This is a genomic window from Aliiglaciecola aliphaticivorans (genome assembly GCF_054782055.1).
This window is the reverse complement of sequence record NZ_BAAGTF010000002.1, coordinates 113,996-135,989: the sequence shown is the minus strand read 5'-3', so window position 1 is coordinate 135,989 and position 21,994 is coordinate 113,996. Positions and strand designations below refer to the sequence as shown.

The following is a 21,994-nucleotide window of genomic DNA, read 5'->3' as shown; positions in this document are numbered from 1 at the left end:
TCAAAAACAGCAAGATTTCATCGTTAATTCTTTCAAATTCCAGCTAAAAAACAATTAAAAACAATAAAATCAATGAGATAATATATAATAAAGAATACTAAGGGCGGAGTTAATAAGGAAAAAAGGGTAGATTATCCGTTAGATTAAAACTTCTGAAAGCACGATAAACTATTAATATGGTCAGTAATTTAACCCTCAAGGCCTGTCAGATAAGGGGGGAGTATTAAGCACAGTAATATTAGTAAACGAGTGAAAATATTCGTAAAAAACTAATTTATTTTTATATCATTAACTTAAACAGCATTTTTTGTATTTTTTGCCGCTACCACACAAGCACTGATCATTTCGACTCAGCGTGAAAGGACCTGTGTCTTTTATTATTTTCCCGTCAATATAAACCCATTTTTCACTTTCAATTTGAAAATGAGATACTTCATGGAGTAAATAGAATGTATTGTCTACTTGAGAATAAGCTTTAAATTCAACGCTGTTTTGATTTGCACAACTAACAACCTCCAAAGATAACCATTGAGTTCCTTTATCAGCTTGTTGCAGTTCATTCACGGAAAGGTTTTGGCGAGATTTAGTCGCGTAAGTATCCAATATGTATTGGTAGTTATTTTTCACATATGCGCTAAATCGAGAACGCATCAACTGTTCGGCTGTTTGGGGAAAGTCACTTCTTGAAAGAAATGGTTCACAACAGTCTGCAAACAACTTATTACTGTTACAAGGGCAGTACCGGCTATTATGCTGCATAGTTTAAATAACTCTATGGTAATGATCAGCCTTAAATCTAATCTAGAATTGAATAACAAACAATAGCCTAAAACAAAGCATACCTATGATACTGAGTAGTATTAAATCGCAATTTAATAGAATGGTTTCAAATATTTACGACTAAGATGAATAATTATTTCTTCGCTTTTTAAATTTAACCGCTTTCCCGTGTTTTCGAATCTAACCGCATCAGCTTTAAACTCAAATACGATTTAAACCTCAAACATATAATTTAACACTAAGGTTAATACTATCAGACTAGTGCCAAGGCCCGATAACCAAGTTGTCAGGTAAAGAGCTATCTAAGGTTAAATTAATTAAGGTTATCAAGTTTTGTTCACAAAGGCCTTTGATTCTTGTCGTTCGGATATCATCAATGGGTAAATCTTCAACGAATAACGCTGAACATTGGCCACCAAGAATTATTTTTTCTAGCCAATTAAACAAAATATCGTGAGACGGTTTATTCAATTTTATAGCTCTTTCATATTTACCGGAAAAGCTCACACGGTCAGAAATTAAATACATCCATTTATCATCAGATAATTGATTTAGGCCATAATGCGCCTTGTAGTTTTGATAATGCAATTGATCGTTAATGGGTAAATATGCTTGCTGATTTAAATCTACCTGTGCCATGAATAGCCTCTACAGTGTTTATTTATACAGTGGTTATACATACAGTAGTACTGTATGTCCATTCATGCAAGTGTTTTTTTACGTTTTTTAATCAATTGTTGTATCTTTTGTCTTCTAAAACTCAATAAAATTAGTAGTATAGCCCAATAAATCAGCGGCTGAAGGACGTCAGACTTTACCGACCAAATGTAGTGGAGGGCGACTAAAATTGCAGCAAGATACACAAGGTTATGCAACGATTGCCAGGTTCTACCTAATTTACGCTGCGCCCATGATGTGGATGTTAGTGCAAGGATCATCAAAATCACAAAGGCAGAAAACCCCACTGTGATGTAAGGCCGTTTAATAATTTCAGAAATTATTAGCTGCCAAGCTAGTTGTAGTTCAAAAAATATATAACTCAGAAAATGCGCCATTGCGTATACAAAAGCGTAAAGGCCGAGCAGCCTGCGTACTCTCATTAGCGGGGCTATCTTGAAACGTTTTGCTAAAGGAGCAACAAGAAGTGAAATTAAAAGTAAATTAAATGCGCTTATACCGGTAAAGTGCAGAATTTCTTTTACAGGATCACCGCCAAGTTGGTCAATCGCTCCTTGGTAAAATACCCATATTAACGGCAGCAAAGCAGTTAGATGAATAAACACTTTTAGTCCAAAAATGTGTTTATTGGTTAATCTCAACTTCATTTAAAAATAGCGCCTTAAATCCATGCCCTTGTACAGTTCGCTTACCTCATCATAGCCATTGAATGGCAAAGTAGGAATGCGCGATTGATTAAATAGACCGCCGCTAGTAATACGTCTTTCACTGGCTTGGCTCCAACGCGGATGCGCAACTGCAGGATTAACATTGGCGTAAAAGCCGTACTCATTCGCAGCTAACTTTTGCCATGTCGTCGGCGGTTGTTTGTCAGTTAACTTAATTCGAACGATGGATTTGATACTTTTAAACCCATATTTCCAAGGCACTACCAGTCTGATTGGTGCACCATTTTGCGGTGGTAAGGTTTCGCCATATAAACCAACCGACATTAACGTTAATGGATGTAGTGCTTCATCCAAACGCAAGCCTTCTACATAGGGGTAATCAATCCCACCACCGATAAAGGGATTTCGTTGACCGGGCATTTGCTTAGGATCTTCTAAGGTTTCAAAAGCAACATATTTAGCCGAGCTGAGGGGATTGGCTCGTTTAATTAAATTAGCTAAAGAAAAACCAATCCAAGGAATAACCATCGACCAAGCTTCAACACATCTAAGACGATAGATCCGCTCTTCCAGTGGAAATAACGTCGTTAAAGCGTCATAGTCTAAGGTGATGGGTTTTTCGACTAAACCATCTATGGTTAATGTCCAAGGGTCAACTTTAAATTGTTGGGCATTTTCTTTGGGATCTGATTTAGCCGTTCCGAACTCATAAAAATTATTGTGAGAGGAAACCTTGTCCAATGGTGTCAGTGTTTCTGAAGTACTAAACTCAGTGGTTTTAGTAAATGACAAAGGGGTTGTTTTGAACATCTCTTGATCATCAGAGAACCAACTTAATGCGCGTACAGGCTGGCTAGCAAGCAGGGCACTGGTACCCAAAAATCCCATAGCTTTCAACATACTTCTGCGCTGTTGGTAAACTGCCTGGGGTGTTACCTGGCTTTCAGATTCATCACTCTTTTTAGGGATTTTTATTAACATTAGCTATCCAATAAATTCAAAATACGCTGCACTTGTACGTATAGAAAGATGATTTGGATAAAAAGTTGCAATATTTTTAATTCATGTCACTTACTTAACCACTAAATTGGTCGTTAATACTGCCTGATTTAGGCAAAAATAGGCTGCTATAAAGTTTTGATGCAAAGCCATCTGTCATACCGGAAATGTAATCAGCTATAACACGATTACCATTGTTTTCTAACTCAGCTGCTCGCCATCTCTCCCGTGTATTTTCTGGCAGTAGACGTGCAGGATCAGACTGAATCGCTTCAAATAATTCCATAACAATTTGTTGACCTTTGTATTCTATCAACTGAATGTCTGGTTTACGGATTACGCGGTTAAATACAAACGTCTTAAACAACCCTAACGCGTTGTGACAAGAAGGTGGGAAGGCCGCATCGAAACGTAATAAGGGTTCATCGAAGTGTTCAGTTTTTTCAATAATCTCAATGGAGGTGATAAAGGCATTAACTAATGCACCAATTGCATCCTTTCTTTCATGATGAAATTCGCTGAACAGTTTGCTGGTGATTGACTCAATATTCTTTGATAAAGCAAAATCGTTTAGATCTTTAATTTTGGCTGTTACCTCTCGTTGGAATTGTTCCCGATGAATAATGCCCATGACGATGGCGTCTTCAAGATCGTGAATACCGTAAGCAATATCATCGGCTAATTCCATGATGGAACAATCAAAGGTTTTGAATCGTGTTTTACTGTGTTTGTCGTCAAACTGATTAAACTCAACAAATTTTAGCTTATCGTTATCGGATAAGGGCTCTAACAGCCAATTAAACATTGCTGAATCGCACGTGTATAAGCCTTTAGGAGGATGCCATAGATCAGCTTTAACTTGGCGATGAGGTACTTGTTCGGTTTCGATTGTATGATTAGTCAACTCATCGATAAAATTGGGGTACTTCACTAAACCTAACATGGTGCGGCGGCTCAGGTTCATGCCATGCTCTAATGTGTAGGGTTCTAATTTGCCAACAATTCTGAAGGTTTGACCGTTGCCTTCAAAACCACCATGTTGATACATTTTATAATGCAGCGCCACTTCGCCACCGTGACCAAACGGCGGATGGCCAATGTCATGGGCTAAACAAAGTGCCTCGATTAGCTGTTCATTTACCTCAAGTTGCTGAGTAAGTTCTGGATATTTATTGCGAAGTTGTGAGGTAATACCATGGCCAATTTGTGATGCTTCCAAAGAGTGGGTTAAGCGCGTGCGATAAAAATCGCTCATTCCTACGCCTAACACTTGGGTTTTGGCCTGTAGTCTTCTAAACGCAGCTGAGTGCAAAATTCTTGCTTTATCACGTTGATAAGGATTTCGGTGATCCCCTGTACGAATAGATTGATTTGATTCTCTTCTTTGGGCCCACATCTACAATATCCTACTAATTTAATCCGTTTTGATACACCGAGTTTCTAATTATGAGATTAAAACTCATCATTTTTATCGATCCAAACTGCACATTTTCAACCGCAACTCTTCGATTTTTTATTCGCAAGTTACAAGATTAAATTAACCTATTTAACGTATAAAGTCACTTGCCTGTTAGTTGCACAGACTCGGGAGAATTATTTCGTTCCTCAAGAAGTGAGAATAGCTTTAACAGGATAAATAAATACCCCTGTAATTGAAGGTTTACGACTCACTTTAAGGCATTCAAATAATATTGTGTACCATGGCAATATTAGCTAACTCTGCCGATGTACTGGCATTTAGTTTGGCTTTAATTTGTGTATTGTAGTTACAAATTGTTTTGTAACTTAAGCTTAATTCATTGGCGACGTTATGGGCGTTTAAGCCTTTAGATAGCAGCCTAAATACGTCAAATTCTCTTGGTGATAGAGCATTCAGTTTATGTGGTGTTTTTTTCGGCTCTTTAATACGTATCTCATTGTTCACAGGTAACAACCCTTTTTCGATGTACGCTTTGCCACTGGCAATTTTTGTAACTGCTTCAGCTAAGACCTCAGCGGCACTATTTTTAGTCACATAGCCTTTTGCTCCAGCTTCTAAAGCGCGCTCTACATAAATCTTTTCATCATGAATACTGTAAACTAAAATAAGTGCCTCAGGATAACATTTGCATAGTCGTCTTATGGTCTCAAGACCTCCAATTCCTGGCATAGATAAATCCATAACCACAACATGTGGTTGAAAGCGTTGATACTCTTTGGTGGCTAACTCTCCCCGATCAATATCAACAATACTGCCAATATAATCCTGAGAGGCAAGTAACATTCTAAACCCAGCTCTTACAACCGTATGATCGTCAATTAATAAGACTCTTAACTTATCTGCTTCCATTACTTGTCCTCTCGATAAGGCATTACGACGCTAACTTTTACCCCATAGTTTTCAATAGACTCAATATTGAACTGACCACCTAGGTTTTCAGCTCGCTCGCGCATACCTAATAGACCAAACCCAGCTGCATTGAGTTGCTTACCTTGTCCATCGTCCGTTACTGTTATTTTTACCTGATCAGCGTCCTTAAATATTAAGACCTTTACTTTTGACGCGTTTGCATGCCGTACAACATTGGTTAAACATTCTTGTACAATTCTGTATACATGAATGGTCACTTCGCCACTCAGTTTTTCCAATGATGGATCGTATTCCAAATCAAACAACAAACTTTCGTTTCGACGTTGCCATTCAGTGATCAATTCAGACAAAGTTGCGCCTAATCCAAGCTCCGAAAGGCTAAGAGGATGGAGAGTTTTCATCATTGAGCGAACAACTATGGATAAATGATCACAAATATCGACTATTGAACTACAAATCGCTTTGACATCTGTTTTAGGTTGCTGACAGGTAACCGCCATGGCTTTAATTGCGGTTAATGATTGCCCCATTTCATCATGTAGTTCACGAGACATGTTTTGCCGCTCCGTCTCTTGTATCTTCATGGTGTGAAGGGCTAACGCTTGATTGTTGGTCTGAGCTACTCTCAACGCTTTAGTCATACCATTAACCTCCCTTGCGATAACATCAAACTCACTAATTTTAAAGTGGGGTAGTTGCAAATCGAAATGCCCATTTTCAACCTGACGCAAACCTGACAAAATTGCATTAACGGCTTTAAGCATGGAGTTGAAAACAAGATTTACGGTAATAAAAATAATCGACAGCATTAGCACAATTGACCAAAAAAAAGCTTTTGTTTCGCCCCAAGCTTCATTTATTTCATCCATGGGGTTTGCGGTAATGAAAATCGTTTTTACCGCACCGTTACCAATTTCAATGTCATAATTATGAGTTAGAAAGTCAGCCATCACAGACTTAATAAACCAAAGTGGTGTGGCATTGTTGTCATCGCTTTCATAAAGCGTTTCGTGTTGCCTTGCAGTACTTTTTGTATCCTCAATTGAAATGTTGAGGTGTCGTACCGACTGCATAGTTGCAATTTTATCAAACCACGCATGTTTTTCTTCGCTACCCTCAGGTACTTGCTCAAAACCAAACGCAATCATCTGTACCGCTAGATGAATTGATGAACGCACTTCTTTTTCAACTGAGGTTCTTGCTTGCCAAACGGCAATAATGGCACTGAAAATAAGAATCACGATGACCGAAATAATAATTCTCAAGTTGATAAGAGCGCGCAAACTCATTGTGTAGAATTCCAATATTGGTTATCCAACTCTATAAAATGAATCATACCCATCATATAAACCATCGGCATTGGTCCTTGGGTTCATATTCCTTATACTTTGGAACTATAAGGTCCAATATCGAACAATTATGAATACAATGTGCAATGAATTAGCCTGTAATTTGCTTTACAAGAGGGGATTGAAGTGACGAGGTTTTAACCTCAAAACGCTATTTGGGGGGCTGTTATGCTTAAGATAAAGGCAAGAGCTAAATTTTTAAAGTGAACACGCCCTATGAATCATTTTAGTGCGTATTCACCTTGTATATTTTAACTTGTTAGGTTAAAAGTTGAGATTAGAAATCGAAAGTGATACCACCGAAAAACAGGCGTTCCCGACCGGCTAATTTGCCTTCATTGCGGCTAACTAAATAGGTTTTATCAAATAGATTTTCAACACTGGTAAATAAAGTGACTCTGCTATTAGGAATAGTGTAGTTCAGTGTTGCGTTCCAAATGGTATAGCTAGGTATAAGCCCTTCAATGCCATTGCCACTTTCCAAAACAGTGTTTTCATCATCAACAAACTGTTCACCTACATGCTGAACACCAATTCGTCCATCAATGCCACTAGCATGTTCATACCCTATATCTAAATTGAACAACTGCTTAGGTGCGTACTGCATACGATTACCATCGTTATCTGGGTTAGACGCCTTAATATATTTAGCTGTCCATAGATTTGTATACGCAGCAGATATATAGAAATTACTTGCCTGATTGTAGATTTCACCGAAGTTAATTCTGCCAGACAATTCAACACCTTGTTGCTCGCTTTCACCGCTGTTATCAAATGTGGCTCCGTTATCTACAATGGTATTTTCAATATCATTATGAAATAGTGCCGCAGAAAGTCTAATTCCGTCGGCATAATGACTTCTCATACCAACCTCATACAAGGTACTTTCTTCAGGCACCGCACGCGCACCTGACGCATCTAAATCTCTATCAGCACGAGAGGGTGAAATACCTTTATGCACTCCTGCAAAGAACGTTGTGTTTTTTATGCCATTGTAGGCAACACTTAGGCTGGGTAAGAATTTGGTATAATTATCCGACGCGCTATCGGTGGAGAAGTCGTCAGTGTTTCTAGTACGGACATCTTCAAAACGAAACCCAGCAGTGAGAGCCCAATTGTCGATATATGTGGTATTTTGCGCGTAATACGATAGCGCATAAGCATCAAAACGTTCACCTTCTATATCATCACCTTCAACTAAAGCTAATTGATAATCTAATCGTTGTGCCGTTGTGGTTGCATAAACTTGTTGGCGATGTACTTTTTCTTTATGAAAGCGAACACCCATAATGGCATCATTTTCAAGACCAAATATGCTATGCCCAAAGTCAGCTCGACTTTCTGCACCCCAAGTGAAATACTGGCGGGGCGCATGACGACCGCCACATAAATTAATATCAGAACCCTCTACATCTGATACCGTTATGTTGCCATCTCCATTGTTATCGCCTATTGCGTCACAGTTACGTAAGCGTGACTCCCAAATGCCATCAACTTCTCGTCCACTATTGGAACCCCGCAAACCATTACGGAAAATGTCCGTATAATAAGCCTGAGAGCTTAATGTAACATTATTGTTTATTTCAAATTTGTGGGTTAGTTGCACGACATCTCTATCTTGTTGCCATTTATCGAGCGCAGCTGTTGGATGAGAGTAGGGGTCAGTAGCGTATTCATCGCGGGTCAAATAGTTTTCAGTTTGATTGCGACGATCATGGGTATGAACCACTTTTAGCCCTATTACTTGGCTTTCTGAAAGGTTGTATTCACCTTTAATTCGATAATCTTTCATATCGAAGTCACTGTTCTCGAATATACCGTCACCTTTACTTTGTGAAACATCTAACACTACGCCACCACGGGCGTTGCCAAAGCCAATGCTCCCATGTAAACCACGAAAGTCTTGATTACCAAAGCGTGATGTTAAGCTCCCAACAATATCGCCATTTCTGGAAACCGGTTTTGTCACAAAATTTACTGCGCCAGCTAGAGTTTGCGGACCATAGAGAATTTGACCTGCACCTTTGACAACCTCCACACGTGTAATCGATGTAGAGGGTGTTGCATAATGATTTACAGGATCTGTATAAGGAGCTAATTGCAGAGGCATGCCATCTTCCATCACCATCGCTTTGGCACTTCGACGAGGGTTTTGGCCGCGGATACCAATATTTAAATCAAAACTCATACTGCCATCTGCTACCACCATTATGCCGGGCATGGTTCTTAACTGCTCATTGATAGACAGTGGTCGGCGAGCTTTTATATATTCTTCTTCAAGGGTATCAAATGACCCACCAACAGTTTCAATTCGGCTGGGTAAAATACCATTTACCACAAGCCTTTCAATATCGGCTATTGGTTTGTCTTGAGCTTCAGACGGATGAGTAGCGAGTAATAAAGATGACACTATGGCGGTGTTGATCAGTGTTGGTTTCAGAATCATGTTTTCTATTCACTTTTATTTAACAAAAAACACATGCTATACATCGTTAAATAAACTTCATATAGGAAAAATTCCTAATCCATCTGATGGGTAAACGTTTGATAATAACCATTAAAGATTTGCAACATTTTATCAGCTGAATCGCTGACATGAGGTTGATAAAAGTGACTCAACAAAACATGTGTTAAACCACTTTTGAAAGTAGAGTAGTTGGGATTATTGTTATCCCATTTATAACTGAGCTTCTGATAATTTATCTAAGGTAGTAGTACAACTATCTAAAAATATTTCTACAAAACATTCGACTTCAGGCATAGTAACAATAAGTTCTTGAATGGTTTTATCTAACTTGTCTTTAACATGTAAAAATTCATCGTTGTGAAAACGAAGTTCATTCATTGTTTTCACATAGGCTTGCAAAATATCCGCAGCTTTTACAATGGCTTTATATTCAGGATCAACTTCTGATTGCACCAGCAATGGTTCCATTTCACTACGAAGGTCTTCAGGCAACGTTGACAAACATTCTTTCTCTGCTAGGTCTTCTAGCATCTTAAATGCCTTCGTAAATTCAGGATTATGATATTTGGTATTAGTGTTGATATCTTGTAATTTAGTTTCTGAAACTTCGTGATACAGAGCTAACGTTGCCGCTCTTTCAGGATTTAACTTTCCGTTAAAACGTTTATTTTTTATCACAGTTAGCAAATGCGCGATCACTGCTACTTGGTGACAGTGTTCAGATACATTTTCTGATTGAAAGCAATGCATTAGCGCCCAGCGCTCTAACAATGGCATTCTAATAATCCATGCCATAAATGTACTTTGGTTCATATTTAAGACCTTTGAATCTACGAAGTAATAATGCGTTTTTGATGAAGGGATAGGTTTACAATGACCTATCTACGTAAACAATCCGCTGTTAAGCTAAATGATACATTGAAGTGTTGAATTTTTCTGATGTTTGTAATGCAAACTACTGATTAATTTTAATAGTTAAACTATGAGAGTGTAGTTAATTACACTCTCACTTATTTAAATGAAGTTAAACTTGCTGATAGTAGGAGAAGAAATTACCAATACGATTAATAGCCGTTTCCAATTCATCTTTATGGGGAAGAAATACTAATCTAAAATAGCAGCCATCAGAAAAGTTAAATGCTTTACCGTGAACCAACAAAATCTTTTCTTTAGTCAGTAAGTCTAAAATCATTTGCTCATCATTGGTAATATTGAATTTTTCAGCATCCACTTTAGCAAAACAGTACATTGCACCTTTTGGCACGACACAACTGATACCATCAATGGAATTTAACATTCTGGTGGCAATGTCCCGCTGTGTTTTTAAACGTCCACCATCCACGATCAAATCATTGATACTTTGATATCCACCGAGCGCAGTTTGAATTGCATATTGGCAAGGGACATTGGCACACATGCGCATCGAAGCTAGCATATTGATTCCGTCGATATAGTTTTTAGCTATTCGTTTGTTACCGCTAACCAGTAACCAACCTGCTCTGAAACCAGCAATTCGGTAATTTTTTGAAAGACCACTTAAGGTAATAAAAAACAAATCATCGGCCATAGCAGCAATGCAATTATGTTGTGCATCGTCGTATAAAATCTTGTCGTAAATTTCATCACTAAATACAACCAAGTTGAACTCACGGGCAACTTCAATGATGTCTTGCAGCACTTCTTTACTGTACACAGCACCAGTAGGATTGTTCGGGTTAATCAATACAATCGCTTTAGTGTTGGCAGTTATTTTATTGCGAATATCAGTAATATCAGGGAACCATCCAGCTTGTTCATCACATTTATAATGTACTGGGGTACCGGACGATAAGCTAACGGCAGCAGTCCACAATGGATAATCAGGACTAGGAATAAGGACTTCATCGCCATTATTCAACAATGCTTGCATTGCCATTACAATCAATTCGCTAACACCATTGCCGATGAATACGTCATCAACGGAAATGTTTTTAATGTTCTTTTGTTGGTAATACTGCATTACGGCTACACGTGCCGTATATATACCACTGGCATCAGAATAACCCTGCGCGGTGGGCAAATTATGAATAACATCTTTTAGAATATCTTCTGGTGCGGCAAATCCAAATGGGGCAGGGTTACCAATATTAAGTTTGAGGATCCTATGTCCCTCGTCTTCCATTTTTTTAGCCGCATCGAGGATAGGTCCTCTAATGTCGTAACATACGCCCTCTAATTTGTTGGATTTGTTAATTATTTTCATGAATGCCCACACCTTAATTTGATAACACAGAATAATACAACCAAGGGGTTAGTGTTAAGAGGGATCTAATAATTATTTTTATATATGACTCGTATTTTTTGCATAACATCTGTTTACAAACTTAATCTTGTCTAAAATCTTTAGATCTAGCACTCTAAGGTCGAAGTATATTTAGGAATACACCATTATGCCTGTTCCATTAATTTGGTTAGGAGCTGGAATCGCAGCTTTATATGCTAGTGATAAAGTACACCAAGCAAATAAAATTAAGCGTCAGTATGTGAAACATTATCCGGGTGAAGAACAAACTCTAGTTCATCTTCAAGACGGAGCTATTGTGTGTTGTGGCATATTTGGTGTGTTTGAACATTCTGGGATTTGGGTGGATGGCAATATAATTGAACTGAAAGGGAATGGGCTAATTCGGGGGATTTCTCCGCAGCGTTTTTTATCCAATAGAAGTGGTAAATGTATATACGTTTTATGTGATGATTTAGGTTTGCCACTCATATCTAAACATGCGGCTTCAATAGCCGCTTCTAAGCTATACACCTATAGTGACTATGATTTAATTAAAAATAATTGTCATCGTTTTGTGTGGAATTGTGTGTCTCATTCTGAAGAAGCGATCACTAGTTTTTCTGATCTCAATAAAGCTCTTTTTGGTTATTTTGATTCCTCTTTAAGTTGGCGTCCTGCTAATTTTAATGCTTAACCCTTGCTACTGGCGATTAAATATTGTTTCTATATTGTTATTATTGTGTTAATTATGGTTCTATTCATGTGGACTCCTAGTCTTTAGAAAATTGTTTAGTTGAACAATATTTCAGCGAATAAATGGCAAACTTTCATTGCTTGCTTATACTTATTGATATGTCCAATTTGAATGATAAATGTGTTTCCAACCGAATCGATTTAAAATTTTGGAGTTAAGTATGTCACAGCATTTCCAAGAAGAACCCCATAATGCAATAACAGATAGCAGCATTGCCCGCGTTATTCCATGTAATGAACTAGCATTTTCAGACCCTTTCAAATGGCTCGCATTAGGATTTAGAGATCTGTTAAGAGCACCTATTTTAACCGTCTTCTTTGGTGTGTTTTTTGCTCTCATACCTTGGGTTATAACCTACTTAGTTGCACTGACTGGTTGGCACTTGGTTATTTTACCTGCGATGGTTTGCTTTATGCTTATTGGGCCTTTTTTGGCGGCGGGGTTGTACGATATTAGTTGGGAATTCGGAAAAGGACATAAGCCAACACTATGGCACGCGGTAAAAGCGGTGAAACGTAATGCGGTGAACGAGTGGGGATTTGGCATTTTGCTTATGGTGTTGATGATTTTTTGGTTACGAGTTGCCTCAATGATACATGCATTATACCCATCATACCTGGGAGATAACTTAGAAGAGTTATTACCATTCTTAGTGTTAGGAACCTGTGTCGGTGCGGTTTTCACTGGCATCGTATTTCTGCTCAGTGCATTTACCCAACCTATTTTAATGGAACGTAAAGTAGACTTGGCTACTGCAGTATTAACTACGGTTAACGCAGTTTGGTTGAATAAAGGCCCTATGTTTGTTTGGGCAATGATTATTTTTGTGGCAGTGGTCATAGGGTTTTTAACTGGTTTTGTTGGATTTGTGCTACTCATGCCGCTAATAGGGTATGCCACATGGCACGGATATATTGAAACAATTCAAACCAAACGCGAACGCAAATTTGAGTAATCCATCCCATTAAATAACGGGTCTAGCAACTAGATCCGTTAATTTATTCCTTAAGTAAGCAGTCAACAAAGACTTATTTGGTTTTGTTAGCCTTAGATGCAAACTTCTATTACTTAACTATTTTCTCCATGAGTGATTAATAACCTCATTCACCTCTATATCCCGCAACTATGTATTAATTTTCCAGCTTACTTAAACAAACTTAATTGAGTGAATAATTAAATAGGATAAACATCCTAATTAGTTTGGTGTTCTTAGAATACTTCTATCTCATCTGTATTTTGCACCATTCATTTTCGCAACACATCTCCCGTAATTGTGAACTAGAATTAACATATTAATAACAGTTTATTTAACTCCTAACATAGGTTCTTAAATGAAAGACAGAAATCACCTTTCCGATATCGGGATGATCCATGAAGTACAAATGATTACCAATGGATTAGTGGACATACCCATGCTGCAATTATTATCCCCTGAAGGTACGGAGCATAATCATCAGCCCTGTCCTGAGTTAAACCAAGAAACCTCAGAAAAAATTCTAAAAACCATGCACTACATTAGAATTTTAGATGAGCGCATGATTGCTGCACAACGGCAAGGAAGGATCAGTTTTTACTTGGCTTGCACAGGCGAAGAAGCCGCTACAATCGGCAGTGCAGCAGCATTAGAACCCCAAGATATGATCATGTCTCAATACCGCGAGCAAGGCTCGTTAGCATACCGCGGATATACAACTAAACAATTTATGGATCAAATGTTTAGTAATCAAAAAGACCCAAATAAAGGTCGCCAAATGCCCATTCACTACGGCGATAAAGCATTAAATTTCATGACTATTTCTTCTCCTTTGGGAACGCAGATCCCACAAGCATCAGGTTATTCATACGGACAAAAAATGGCGGGGTTAGATGCGCTAACTATTTGCTACTTTGGCGAAGGAGCAGCATCCGAAGGCGATTTTCATGCCGGTTTAAATATGGCGGCAGTGTTAAATTGTCCCGTTATCTTCTTATGTAGAAATAATGGATACGCGATTTCCACACCAGCGGAGGAGCAATTTGCAGGAGATGGCATTGCATCGAGGGGGATTGGTTACGGTGTTCGCACGATTCGAGTCGACGGCAATGATGTTTTGGCCGTTTTTGCGGCAACAAAAAAAGCGCGAGAGGTTGCACTTAAAGAAAAATGTCCAGTATTAATTGAAGCTATGACGTATCGACTTGCAGCCCATTCGACTTCGGACGATCCCACTGGGTATCGCTCTAAAGAGGAAGAGGCTAAATGGAGATTAAAAGATCCACTGCTACGCTTTGAAAAATGGATGAAAAGTAAAGGCTGGCTAGACGAGGAGGCAATTAAACACTTTGCCAGTGAGTCCCGTCAGGAAGTATTGCAAACCTTAAAACAAGTGGAAAAAGAGCCCATCAATCCCATTGAAGATATCATAGAAGATGTCTATGACGCACCACCATGGCATTTAAAAGAACAACTTCAATCACTTAAGCAACATATTCGTCAGTACCCAGATGCCTATCCGAAGACTTCAGGGAGAATTAAAAATGACTAAAATGAACATGTTACAAGCCGTGAATAATGCATTAATTACGGCTATGGAAGCAGATAAAACTGCAATGGTTTTTGGTGAGGACGTGGGTCACTTTGGTGGAGTATTTAGAGCCACAAGCAATTTACAAGAAAAGTTTGGTAAAGCGCGTTGCTTTAATACACCGTTAACTGAACAGGGAATAATAGGGTTCGCCAACGGATTAGCATCGCAGGGATCAACGGCCATTGCTGAAATCCAGTTTGCTGATTATATTTTTCCTGCTTTTGATCAAATCGTAAATGAGACATCTAAATTTAGATATCGCTCCGGCGGACAATTTACCTGCGGAAGTTTAACCATAAGAACACCCTACGGCGGTGGCATTGCCGGTGGCCATTATCACTCACAATCTCCAGAGGCTTTTTTCGCTCATATTCCAGGTATGAAAATAGTCATTCCTCGAAATCCATACCAAGCTAAAGGGTTGTTACTCGCCTCAATTCGAGACGACAACCCCGTTCTATTTATGGAACCTAAACGTCTTTATCGAGCCTCTGTAGGAGAGGTACCAGAAGAAGATTACGAACTCCCCCTAGGTAAAGCAGAATTGGTGAAATCAGGTACTGATATTAGCTTACTGGCATGGGGTGCTCAGGTGGAAATACTGCAAAAATCCGCAGAAATGGCAGAAAACGACGGTATTTCCTGTGAAATTATCGATTTGCGCAGCATATTGCCTTGGGATGTAGAAACAGTGTGCGAATCAGTGATAAAAACAGGACGTTTGTTAATTAACCATGAAGCACCGCAAACAGGTGGTTTTGCCAGTGAAATTGCGGCGACGGTTCAAGATAAATGTTTTTTACATTTAGAATCTCCCATCGCTCGTGTCTGTGGCTTAGATACTCCTTATCCTTTGTCACATGAAAAGGAATACATGCCCGATCATTTAAAAACCTATGAAGCCATTAAACGCTCAGTCAATTATTAATCAGGAGACATACCATGCACGACTTTATATTGCCTGATATTGGCGAAGGAATTGTAGAATGTGAACTCTTAGAGTGGCTAGTAAAAGAAGGGGATTTGATAGAAGAAGACCAACCCGTTGCAGAAGTCATGACAGATAAAGCCACTGTTCAAATTCCAGCGATGCACGCTGGAAAAGTGAGCAAGTTATATTACAAAGTGGGGGAAGTGGCTAAGGTTCATGAACCTTTATTTGCGTTAGATGGAGACATTGAAGATAAGCAAAATATTCAAAACAGTTCTAAGGATGACGCCCGTAAACAACCTAATACTGAAAATTCAACACCTAACAGCGAAAAGCTCACTCAGCAAACCAACTCCTCGGAATCTGATTTGACTTCTCAACAAATCATCGATTTTATTCTACCCGATATAGGTGAAGGGATAGTTGAGTGTGAAATCGTAAAATGGCTAGTTGAGGAAGGTGAAAAAGTAGAAGAAGACCAAGCCGTGGTCGAGGTTATGACTGATAAGGCTTTGGTTGAAATCCCAGCAAAATATTCAGGGTTCATTAATCAATTACACTATCAACAAGGTGACATTGCGAAGGTTCATAGTCCCTTATATTCACTTAACACCGCTGAGGGGGAAAAGACTCACCGTAATGTTAACGAGGATTCGAATAAAGCGACAAAACAGAATCAAAATGAGAAAAGCAGCGCGCCGGAACAACAAGCAATTAAAAAGAAAGCCTTAGCCAGTCCTGCCGTTCGCCGCTTAGCCAGAGAAAATAACATTGATATAGCCAGCGTATTGGGAAGTGGTAAAAAAGGGCGAGTGTTAAAACAAGATATTGCCGTTCACATGAATAAAATCAACCACAATGAAGTATCGAAACAAAACGATAACCCAACGGATAATAATGTAACCCAAGGCAATCTTAAAGAAAGTTCGCAACACAATAATAGGGTTGAGCCCATTCGTGGCATCAAAGCCATAATGGCTAAACAAATGACTGATTCTGTATACACTATTCCTCACTTTAGTGTGAGTGAAGAAATTGAAATGGATAGGTTAATGGATGTGCGTCGAGATCTGAAAAAAGAGTTTGCAGAAAAAGGCGTTAAGTTAAGTATGATGCCATTTTTCATTAAATCCCTCTCTTTGGCGTTAGAACAGTTTCCAATCATTAATAGCCAAGTTAACCCCCAATGCACAGAGATAACCTATTTAAAACAACACAATATAGGCATTGCTGTTGATTCAAAACTTGGTTTACTGGTGCCAAACATTAAAGGCGTTGAAAACCTCTCACTGTTTGAAGTTGCCCAAGAAGTTGAACGTTTAGTAGGCTTAGCTCGAGAAGGTAAACTGTCTAATCAAGACTTAAAAGGCGGGACGATTAGTATCTCCAATGTCGGCGTAATTGGAGGTACCACAGCAACACCGGTGATCAATAAACCTGAAAGCGCCATCGTTGCCTTAGGCAAAATACAACGACTACCCAGGTTCGATGAAGATGATAATGTGATCCCAGTGAATATTATGCACATCAGTTGGTCTGGAGATCACCGCATTATTGACGGCGCAACTATGCTGAAGTTTAGTAACCTGTGGAAGTCCTACTTGGAAAACCCAATCCGTATGCTGACTGAATTGAGTTAATTTTATGGTTTGCCATATTTTACCAATATGGCAGATGGTTTTTAAACCTTGGTGGTAGCGCCTTATTTAAGTATCATTGACTGATGTACAGTTATAAAAGTAACGATTGAGATGTTAAGTTATCGTCATAGTTTTCATGCAGGTAATCATGCTGATGTTTTAAAGCATATTACCCAGATGTTGATCATCAAAAAACTGAAAATGAAAAGCAAACCTGCGATCTATATTGATACCCATAGTGGCGCAGGTTTATATGAACTAAAAGGTGAAGAGGCCCAAAAAACCCAAGAATTTAAAAGTGGTATCACGGCCATTCAAGATTATCAGTCGAAGCAACAGGGTATTGCAGAATATCAACAGCTCACAAATGAATTCATCACTGCTAATCAATACCCTGGGTCGCCACTTATCGCAGCCAATATGCTTCGTGAGCAAGACAAGATGGTGTGTATGGAATTACACAATACTGAAATTGACAACTTGCGAACCAATCTATCTGCTTATGGCAGTTTAGCAACCATTGGTGTTCATCACAGAGACGGATATGAAGGGTTGCTAGCTATTTTACCGCCAACTCCAGCAAGAGGTCTTGTCCTGATCGATCCCTCCTATGAAGTTGCCAGTGAATATCAGCAAGTTGTGACGACCCTCAAAAAGGCAATAACAAAATGGTCGGTGGGGATTTTCGCTATTTGGTATCCTCTTTTATCCAGTCGAGCAGGTCAGAAAGCTGGATTAAGTGAAAAAATGCTCGACGAAATTGCTCAGTTTGACTGTAAAAGTGTACTCAATGTTGCAATGCAGATTACACAAAATACAGGAGATGCGGGTATGTATGGCTCTGGTTTAATAATTGTGAATGCGCCATGGCAACTGGATTCTGATTTAAACGACCTACTGCCTGAATTATTAGCCCACCTAACTCCAGACAAAGTGCCTGGCAAAGCCTACGTTGAGTGGCTGAAAAAGCCTGACTAACTAAGGTCACCTAAGATGACGGTTGCTGATCTAAAACATTTTTATATTCCAGATGAACAATCGATTTATCTTTTGTCTCATAAAGATGCTCAAAAATTAAAAGATTGGATCAAATTATGTAAAGAGCAACTCGAGTTGCTTGGTTACAGTAACATCGAGCTTATCGGTAAAGGCGCGTTTGGATTTGCATTTGCAGGAAGTGATCCTCGCCAAAATCAATTAGTGTTTAAGTTCTCGCGTATTAACCTGCCTCAACATGTTCAGGAACAGCTGGAAGACGAGGCATTTATGCTAAGTCAGGTTGAACACCCCAACGTACCTTCACTAATCGAGTTTCAGCGAATTAAAAAGCAAGCCATATTGGTAATGGAAAGAGCTAAAGGTGTTGACTTAGAAGTATACTCCCTACAAAAAGGTCCATTGTCAGCGCGACTGATCACTAAAATTGCCGCTCAACTTTGCGATATTTTGTTATTTTTACGCCAACATCAAGAGCAAGGCACAACTAAACCAATCGTGCACGGTGATATTAAACCTTCTAATATTGTGTTTGATGAGCACACAGAAACCATCGGTTTAATCGATTGGGGATCCAGCGTGTTTGCGCAAATGGATCACCAAGGACAATATATTGCCAACAATGTTATGGATTTAATGTCTAGTGATTTGCAACAAACAAACGCACGTCTTGGAGATGTATATTTCATTGGTGACGAACAATTAAACGGTCAGTTATCTAGTCCGAGGTTTGATGAACAAGGTTTGGCGAGCACACTTTATGCGTTGGCGTCTGGCCAATCTAGTCGCTTTGGACGGCATATTATCACGCCTAACTCATTAGGATTGCCAAAAGAGTTGTCAGAGGTGCTAACTGCGATGTTAAGTGATGATGCTGATAAACGTCGATTGGGCGGTGACTATTATATGAAAAATATGAAATTCATGAAAAATGTTGTGTTTGCCAAATCAGATGTAAATGAACATATTGCACTTATCCCCACTTGGAGTTTTGCCAAGAAAAAAGACATCGATACCGTGGTATATAGCTCAAGGCGTTCATTTTTAAAGCTTGAAAATAGTGATATTTCTACTGAATTACATTATGTAAACGATGCGCAATTCGAACGTTATTACAAAAATTACATGCAGGGAATGGGAGAGACCGAAAAAGCCTTTATCTCTGCAGTAGGGAGACTAGGTAAATATCCCGTTGTAGGTGGTTTAGTGCTGAGGTGGCAACCAGAAGGCGTTTATATTGACTCTAGTTTAAATTTGTATGATCCGACCTTGAAACGTTCATTTGATGTATCCGTAAACAATGTTATTACCCTAGCGAGGGCTATTCACAGAGTAGGGGTGTTTAAAAGCTGCATGTTCAATGCACGTGATACCTTGCACATAGAACGAGATAGTGAAAACATACCTTATCAAGTTGAAACTGACATGCAAATCCCCTATGAATTAAGTCACACCTCGATAACAGAGGATCAAAGTCGTAATCATTCTTACTTTGAAGATGGCGAAGACCCGGATGAGCTGCTAGTTCTACCTGACAAAATGATGGTCATTATTCGGCAATTAAATAATATTCATCATACTGGCTGTATAATATTTGAAGCATTACCAACGAATTTAAAAATACACAGTTATTACACCTTACTTGATCACAGTATGGAGAAGGAATTTAAAGCCTTATTAAAAACCATAATTGAGTTAGTGCCAGAAATAGAAGGATTAGGGATTTCAGGATTTATGAAATTGCCGTATAAAGACACGCGTTACTTTGAACATGCTTCGGGTTTACCAGAAAAATTTCATCCAAAAAAATTAAAAACAAATTAGCGCAATAAACAACGGGGAGTATTGCATGGCAGAAGTGACTTTAAAGTCTTTATTGCAGTTAGAAAAAATTGAAGATTCATTGTATCGAGGGCAAAGCTGGGATCTTGGTTTTCGCGCTTTATTTGGTGGTCAAGTTATGGGGCAAGCGTTAGCTGCCGCTCATAATACGTTGCCAGAAGGTAGGATATCCCATTCGTTTCATTCCTATTTTCTACTACCAGGAGATGCCAATTATCCAGTGGTGTATGAAGTTGAAAATGTCCGAGACGGTAGAAGTTTTTCAACTCGTCGCGTTAAAGCCATTCAAAATGGTAAAAACATTTTCTATTTAACGGCGTCTTTCCAAGCTCCCGAACAAGGTTTAGAGCATCAGTTCGCTGATATGCCAGATGTGCCTCCACCAGAGGAAGTGAAATCTGACTTAACCTTTTTTAAAAGTGCATTAGACAAGATTTCAGAGCGCATGCAAGAAGCAATTAGTTATCATAAGCCCATAGACAGCAGAACCGTACAAACCATTGATCCATTGCAACCTGTTAAAACAGAACCTGAGAGATATATATGGATGCGAGCTCAAGAAGTGGTTGAGAATAATTTAAATTTAAATCATGCCATGTTGGCCTATGCGTCAGATTACCATTTTCTGGCGACCTGTTTGCAACCCCATGGTATTTCAGTTAGGAACACACAACTTAGGATGGCAACTATCGACCACTCTATGTGGTTCCATCAGCCTTTTAAATTCGATGAGTGGTTATTGTACGTGGCTGAAAGTCCGTTTACCGGCGGAGTACGTGGTCTAGTTCGTGGTCAATTTTTCAATCAACAAGGCGTGTTGGTAGCTTCAACCATGCAAGAAGGTTTGATGCGACAAGTAGAGAAATAAAAACACAATAGGAGAGTCAATGTGATTTACTCATTAGGCGAACGCAAAGCCGTCGTTGCAGAAAGTGCGTTTATTGCGCCCGGCAGCCATGTAATTGGGTCTGTTAATTTGGCAGAAAATAGCAGTATTTGGTTCAACGTAGTCATTCGTGGTGATTGCGATCAAATAACTGTTGGTCCAGATACGAATATCCAAGACGGTTCCGTATTACACACAGATTACGATATCCCTTTAACAATAGGTAAAGGTGTAACGGTTGGCCACAAAGTGATGTTGCATGGGTGTGAAATTGGCGACTACAGTTTAATTGGTATTAATGCTGTGGTACTAAATGGAGCAAAAATTGGTCGCTACTGCTTAATTGGCGCAAATAGCTTGGTCACCGAAAACATGGAAATACCCGACGGTTCGCTGGTTATGGGCAGTCCAGCAAAAGTTGTTAAAACGTTGAGTGAAAAACAACAGGCAATGCTAAAAGGTTCTGCGGAACATTACGTCAATAACGCAAAGCACTATATAAGCAATCTGATTAAAGAATAGCGTGGTTAAGATTGGCATTTAAAAAAGGCCCGGTACTATCTCTAGTGCCGGGCTTAGGGGAATGGCTCTTCAAAAGAGCCTTGCGCTAACTAAACTTCTTCAGGGAGAAGTCTTCAAAAATCAAAATATTTGATTTGAATATTTAGTTTAGAACAACTTTGCCGAAATATTAAACAAATTTACCAACTAAATTTAAAAATAGCTTAATATCAGTGATTTAGTCGTCCATTTTTCATAGTCAGTAGTTCATAATTATCACTTAACCCACACCTTATACCTTCCTTGTATACAGGTTATCCACA

The 21,994-nt window shown here is 38.9% G+C and carries 19 protein-coding genes; 9 read left to right on the top strand and 10 right to left on the bottom strand.

What is annotated here, in order from left to right:
• Positions 1-288 precede the first annotated feature (288 nt).
• The 10 genes from ACYVIL_RS01010 to ACYVIL_RS00965 all read right to left on the bottom strand — a co-directional run bounded on the left by ACYVIL_RS01010 (position 289) and on the right by ACYVIL_RS00965 (position 11,533).
• A complete protein-coding gene (locus ACYVIL_RS01010; RefSeq protein WP_460311256.1) occupies positions 289-759 on the bottom strand; it encodes a YchJ family protein in 471 nt (156 codons plus the stop codon).
• A 279-nt stretch (positions 760-1,038) separates the two neighbouring features.
• On the bottom strand, positions 1,039-1,419 hold the full coding sequence (locus ACYVIL_RS01005; RefSeq protein ID WP_303471946.1) for a hypothetical protein: 381 nt from the start codon (positions 1,417-1,419) through the stop codon (positions 1,039-1,041).
• A 62-nt stretch (positions 1,420-1,481) separates the two neighbouring features.
• On the bottom strand, positions 1,482-2,105 hold the full coding sequence (gene msrQ, locus ACYVIL_RS01000; RefSeq protein WP_460311255.1) for a protein-methionine-sulfoxide reductase heme-binding subunit MsrQ: 624 nt from the start codon (positions 2,103-2,105) through the stop codon (positions 1,482-1,484).
• On the bottom strand, positions 2,106-3,107 hold the full coding sequence (gene msrP, locus ACYVIL_RS00995) for a protein-methionine-sulfoxide reductase catalytic subunit MsrP (protein ID WP_303471952.1): 1,002 nt from the start codon (positions 3,105-3,107) through the stop codon (positions 2,106-2,108).
• 94 nt (positions 3,108-3,201) lie between these two features.
• On the bottom strand, positions 3,202-4,521 hold the full coding sequence (locus tag ACYVIL_RS00990) for an anti-phage deoxyguanosine triphosphatase (RefSeq protein WP_303471955.1): 1,320 nt from the start codon (positions 4,519-4,521) through the stop codon (positions 3,202-3,204).
• A gap of 285 nt (positions 4,522-4,806) precedes the next feature.
• Positions 4,807-5,454, bottom strand: coding sequence for a response regulator transcription factor (locus ACYVIL_RS00985; RefSeq protein WP_303471958.1), 648 nt, complete (start codon positions 5,452-5,454; stop codon positions 4,807-4,809).
• On the bottom strand, positions 5,454-6,764 hold the full coding sequence (locus tag ACYVIL_RS00980) for a sensor histidine kinase (RefSeq protein WP_460311254.1): 1,311 nt from the start codon (positions 6,762-6,764) through the stop codon (positions 5,454-5,456). Before ACYVIL_RS00980 ends, ACYVIL_RS00985 begins: the two co-directional genes overlap by 1 nt.
• 337 nt (positions 6,765-7,101) lie before the next feature.
• Positions 7,102-9,270 carry a TonB-dependent receptor family protein gene (locus tag ACYVIL_RS00975; protein WP_460311253.1) on the bottom strand — a complete coding sequence of 723 codons (2,169 nt, stop codon included), beginning with the start codon at positions 9,268-9,270 and terminating at the stop codon, positions 7,102-7,104.
• 231 nt (positions 9,271-9,501) lie between these two features.
• Positions 9,502-10,104 carry a 5'-deoxynucleotidase gene (gene yfbR / locus ACYVIL_RS00970; protein WP_303471963.1) on the bottom strand — a complete coding sequence of 201 codons (603 nt, stop codon included), beginning with the start codon at positions 10,102-10,104 and terminating at the stop codon, positions 9,502-9,504.
• Between the two features lie 211 nt (positions 10,105-10,315).
• Complete coding sequence (locus ACYVIL_RS00965) at positions 10,316-11,533, bottom strand: pyridoxal phosphate-dependent aminotransferase (RefSeq protein WP_460311252.1); 1,218 nt, start codon at positions 11,531-11,533, stop codon at positions 10,316-10,318.
• A 187-nt stretch (positions 11,534-11,720) separates the two neighbouring features.
• On the opposite strand from ACYVIL_RS00965, the gene ACYVIL_RS00960 reads away from it, so the two are divergent.
• The 9 genes from ACYVIL_RS00960 to ACYVIL_RS00920 all read left to right on the top strand — a co-directional run bounded on the left by ACYVIL_RS00960 (position 11,721) and on the right by ACYVIL_RS00920 (position 21,692).
• Positions 11,721-12,248, top strand: coding sequence for a hypothetical protein (locus ACYVIL_RS00960; protein WP_460311251.1), 528 nt, complete (start codon positions 11,721-11,723; stop codon positions 12,246-12,248).
• A 220-nt stretch (positions 12,249-12,468) separates the two neighbouring features.
• A complete protein-coding gene (locus tag ACYVIL_RS00955; RefSeq protein ID WP_303471971.1) occupies positions 12,469-13,263 on the top strand; it encodes a DUF2189 domain-containing protein in 795 nt (264 codons plus the stop codon).
• 376 nt (positions 13,264-13,639) lie between these two features.
• Positions 13,640-14,833, top strand: coding sequence for a thiamine pyrophosphate-dependent dehydrogenase E1 component subunit alpha (locus tag ACYVIL_RS00950; RefSeq protein ID WP_303471974.1), 1,194 nt, complete (start codon positions 13,640-13,642; stop codon positions 14,831-14,833).
• A complete protein-coding gene (locus tag ACYVIL_RS00945) occupies positions 14,826-15,803 on the top strand; it encodes an alpha-ketoacid dehydrogenase subunit beta (protein ID WP_460311250.1) in 978 nt (325 codons plus the stop codon). Before ACYVIL_RS00950 ends, ACYVIL_RS00945 begins: the two co-directional genes overlap by 8 nt.
• Positions 15,804-15,817: 14 nt before the next feature.
• Positions 15,818-17,446 (top strand): dihydrolipoyllysine-residue acetyltransferase, encoded by a 1,629-nt coding sequence (locus ACYVIL_RS00940; RefSeq protein ID WP_460311249.1) that lies wholly within the window; start codon positions 15,818-15,820, stop codon positions 17,444-17,446.
• A gap of 111 nt (positions 17,447-17,557) precedes the next feature.
• On the top strand, positions 17,558-18,424 hold the full coding sequence (locus tag ACYVIL_RS00935) for a 23S rRNA (adenine(2030)-N(6))-methyltransferase RlmJ (protein ID WP_460311248.1): 867 nt from the start codon (positions 17,558-17,560) through the stop codon (positions 18,422-18,424).
• 15 nt (positions 18,425-18,439) lie between these two features.
• Entirely contained in the window at positions 18,440-20,266 is a 1,827-nt protein-coding gene (locus tag ACYVIL_RS00930; RefSeq protein ID WP_460311247.1) for a protein kinase domain-containing protein, read from the top strand.
• A 25-nt stretch (positions 20,267-20,291) separates the two neighbouring features.
• Positions 20,292-21,152, top strand: coding sequence for an acyl-CoA thioesterase II (gene tesB / locus ACYVIL_RS00925; protein WP_460311246.1), 861 nt, complete (start codon positions 20,292-20,294; stop codon positions 21,150-21,152).
• 21 nt (positions 21,153-21,173) lie between these two features.
• On the top strand, positions 21,174-21,692 hold the full coding sequence (locus ACYVIL_RS00920; RefSeq protein WP_460311245.1) for a gamma carbonic anhydrase family protein: 519 nt from the start codon (positions 21,174-21,176) through the stop codon (positions 21,690-21,692).
• Positions 21,693-21,994 lie beyond the last annotated feature (302 nt).

Bases quoted from the DNA above. Each gene is read 5' to 3' on its own strand.
- ACYVIL_RS01010 (WP_460311256.1), bottom strand. From the start codon at position 759: ATGCAGCATAATAGCCGGTACTGCCCTTGTAACAGTAATAAGTTGTTT.
- ACYVIL_RS01005 (WP_303471946.1), bottom strand. From the start codon at position 1,419: ATGGCACAGGTAGATTTAAATCAGCAAGCATATTTACCCATTAACGAT.
- msrQ (WP_460311255.1), bottom strand. From the start codon at position 2,105: ATGAAGTTGAGATTAACCAATAAACACATTTTTGGACTAAAAGTGTTT.
- msrP (WP_303471952.1), bottom strand. From the start codon at position 3,107: ATGTTAATAAAAATCCCTAAAAAGAGTGATGAATCTGAAAGCCAGGTA.
- ACYVIL_RS00990 (WP_303471955.1), bottom strand. From the start codon at position 4,521: ATGTGGGCCCAAAGAAGAGAATCAAATCAATCTATTCGTACAGGGGAT.
- ACYVIL_RS00985 (WP_303471958.1), bottom strand. From the start codon at position 5,454: ATGGAAGCAGATAAGTTAAGAGTCTTATTAATTGACGATCATACGGTT.
- ACYVIL_RS00980 (WP_460311254.1), bottom strand. From the start codon at position 6,764: ATGAGTTTGCGCGCTCTTATCAACTTGAGAATTATTATTTCGGTCATC.
- ACYVIL_RS00975 (WP_460311253.1), bottom strand. From the start codon at position 9,270: ATGATTCTGAAACCAACACTGATCAACACCGCCATAGTGTCATCTTTA.
- yfbR (WP_303471963.1), bottom strand. From the start codon at position 10,104: ATGAACCAAAGTACATTTATGGCATGGATTATTAGAATGCCATTGTTA.
- ACYVIL_RS00965 (WP_460311252.1), bottom strand. From the start codon at position 11,533: ATGAAAATAATTAACAAATCCAACAAATTAGAGGGCGTATGTTACGAC.
- ACYVIL_RS00960 (WP_460311251.1), top strand. From the start codon at position 11,721: ATGCCTGTTCCATTAATTTGGTTAGGAGCTGGAATCGCAGCTTTATAT.
- ACYVIL_RS00955 (WP_303471971.1), top strand. From the start codon at position 12,469: ATGTCACAGCATTTCCAAGAAGAACCCCATAATGCAATAACAGATAGC.
- ACYVIL_RS00950 (WP_303471974.1), top strand. From the start codon at position 13,640: ATGAAAGACAGAAATCACCTTTCCGATATCGGGATGATCCATGAAGTA.
- ACYVIL_RS00945 (WP_460311250.1), top strand. From the start codon at position 14,826: ATGACTAAAATGAACATGTTACAAGCCGTGAATAATGCATTAATTACG.
- ACYVIL_RS00940 (WP_460311249.1), top strand. From the start codon at position 15,818: ATGCACGACTTTATATTGCCTGATATTGGCGAAGGAATTGTAGAATGT.
- ACYVIL_RS00935 (WP_460311248.1), top strand. From the start codon at position 17,558: ATGTTAAGTTATCGTCATAGTTTTCATGCAGGTAATCATGCTGATGTT.
- ACYVIL_RS00930 (WP_460311247.1), top strand. From the start codon at position 18,440: ATGACGGTTGCTGATCTAAAACATTTTTATATTCCAGATGAACAATCG.
- tesB (WP_460311246.1), top strand. From the start codon at position 20,292: ATGGCAGAAGTGACTTTAAAGTCTTTATTGCAGTTAGAAAAAATTGAA.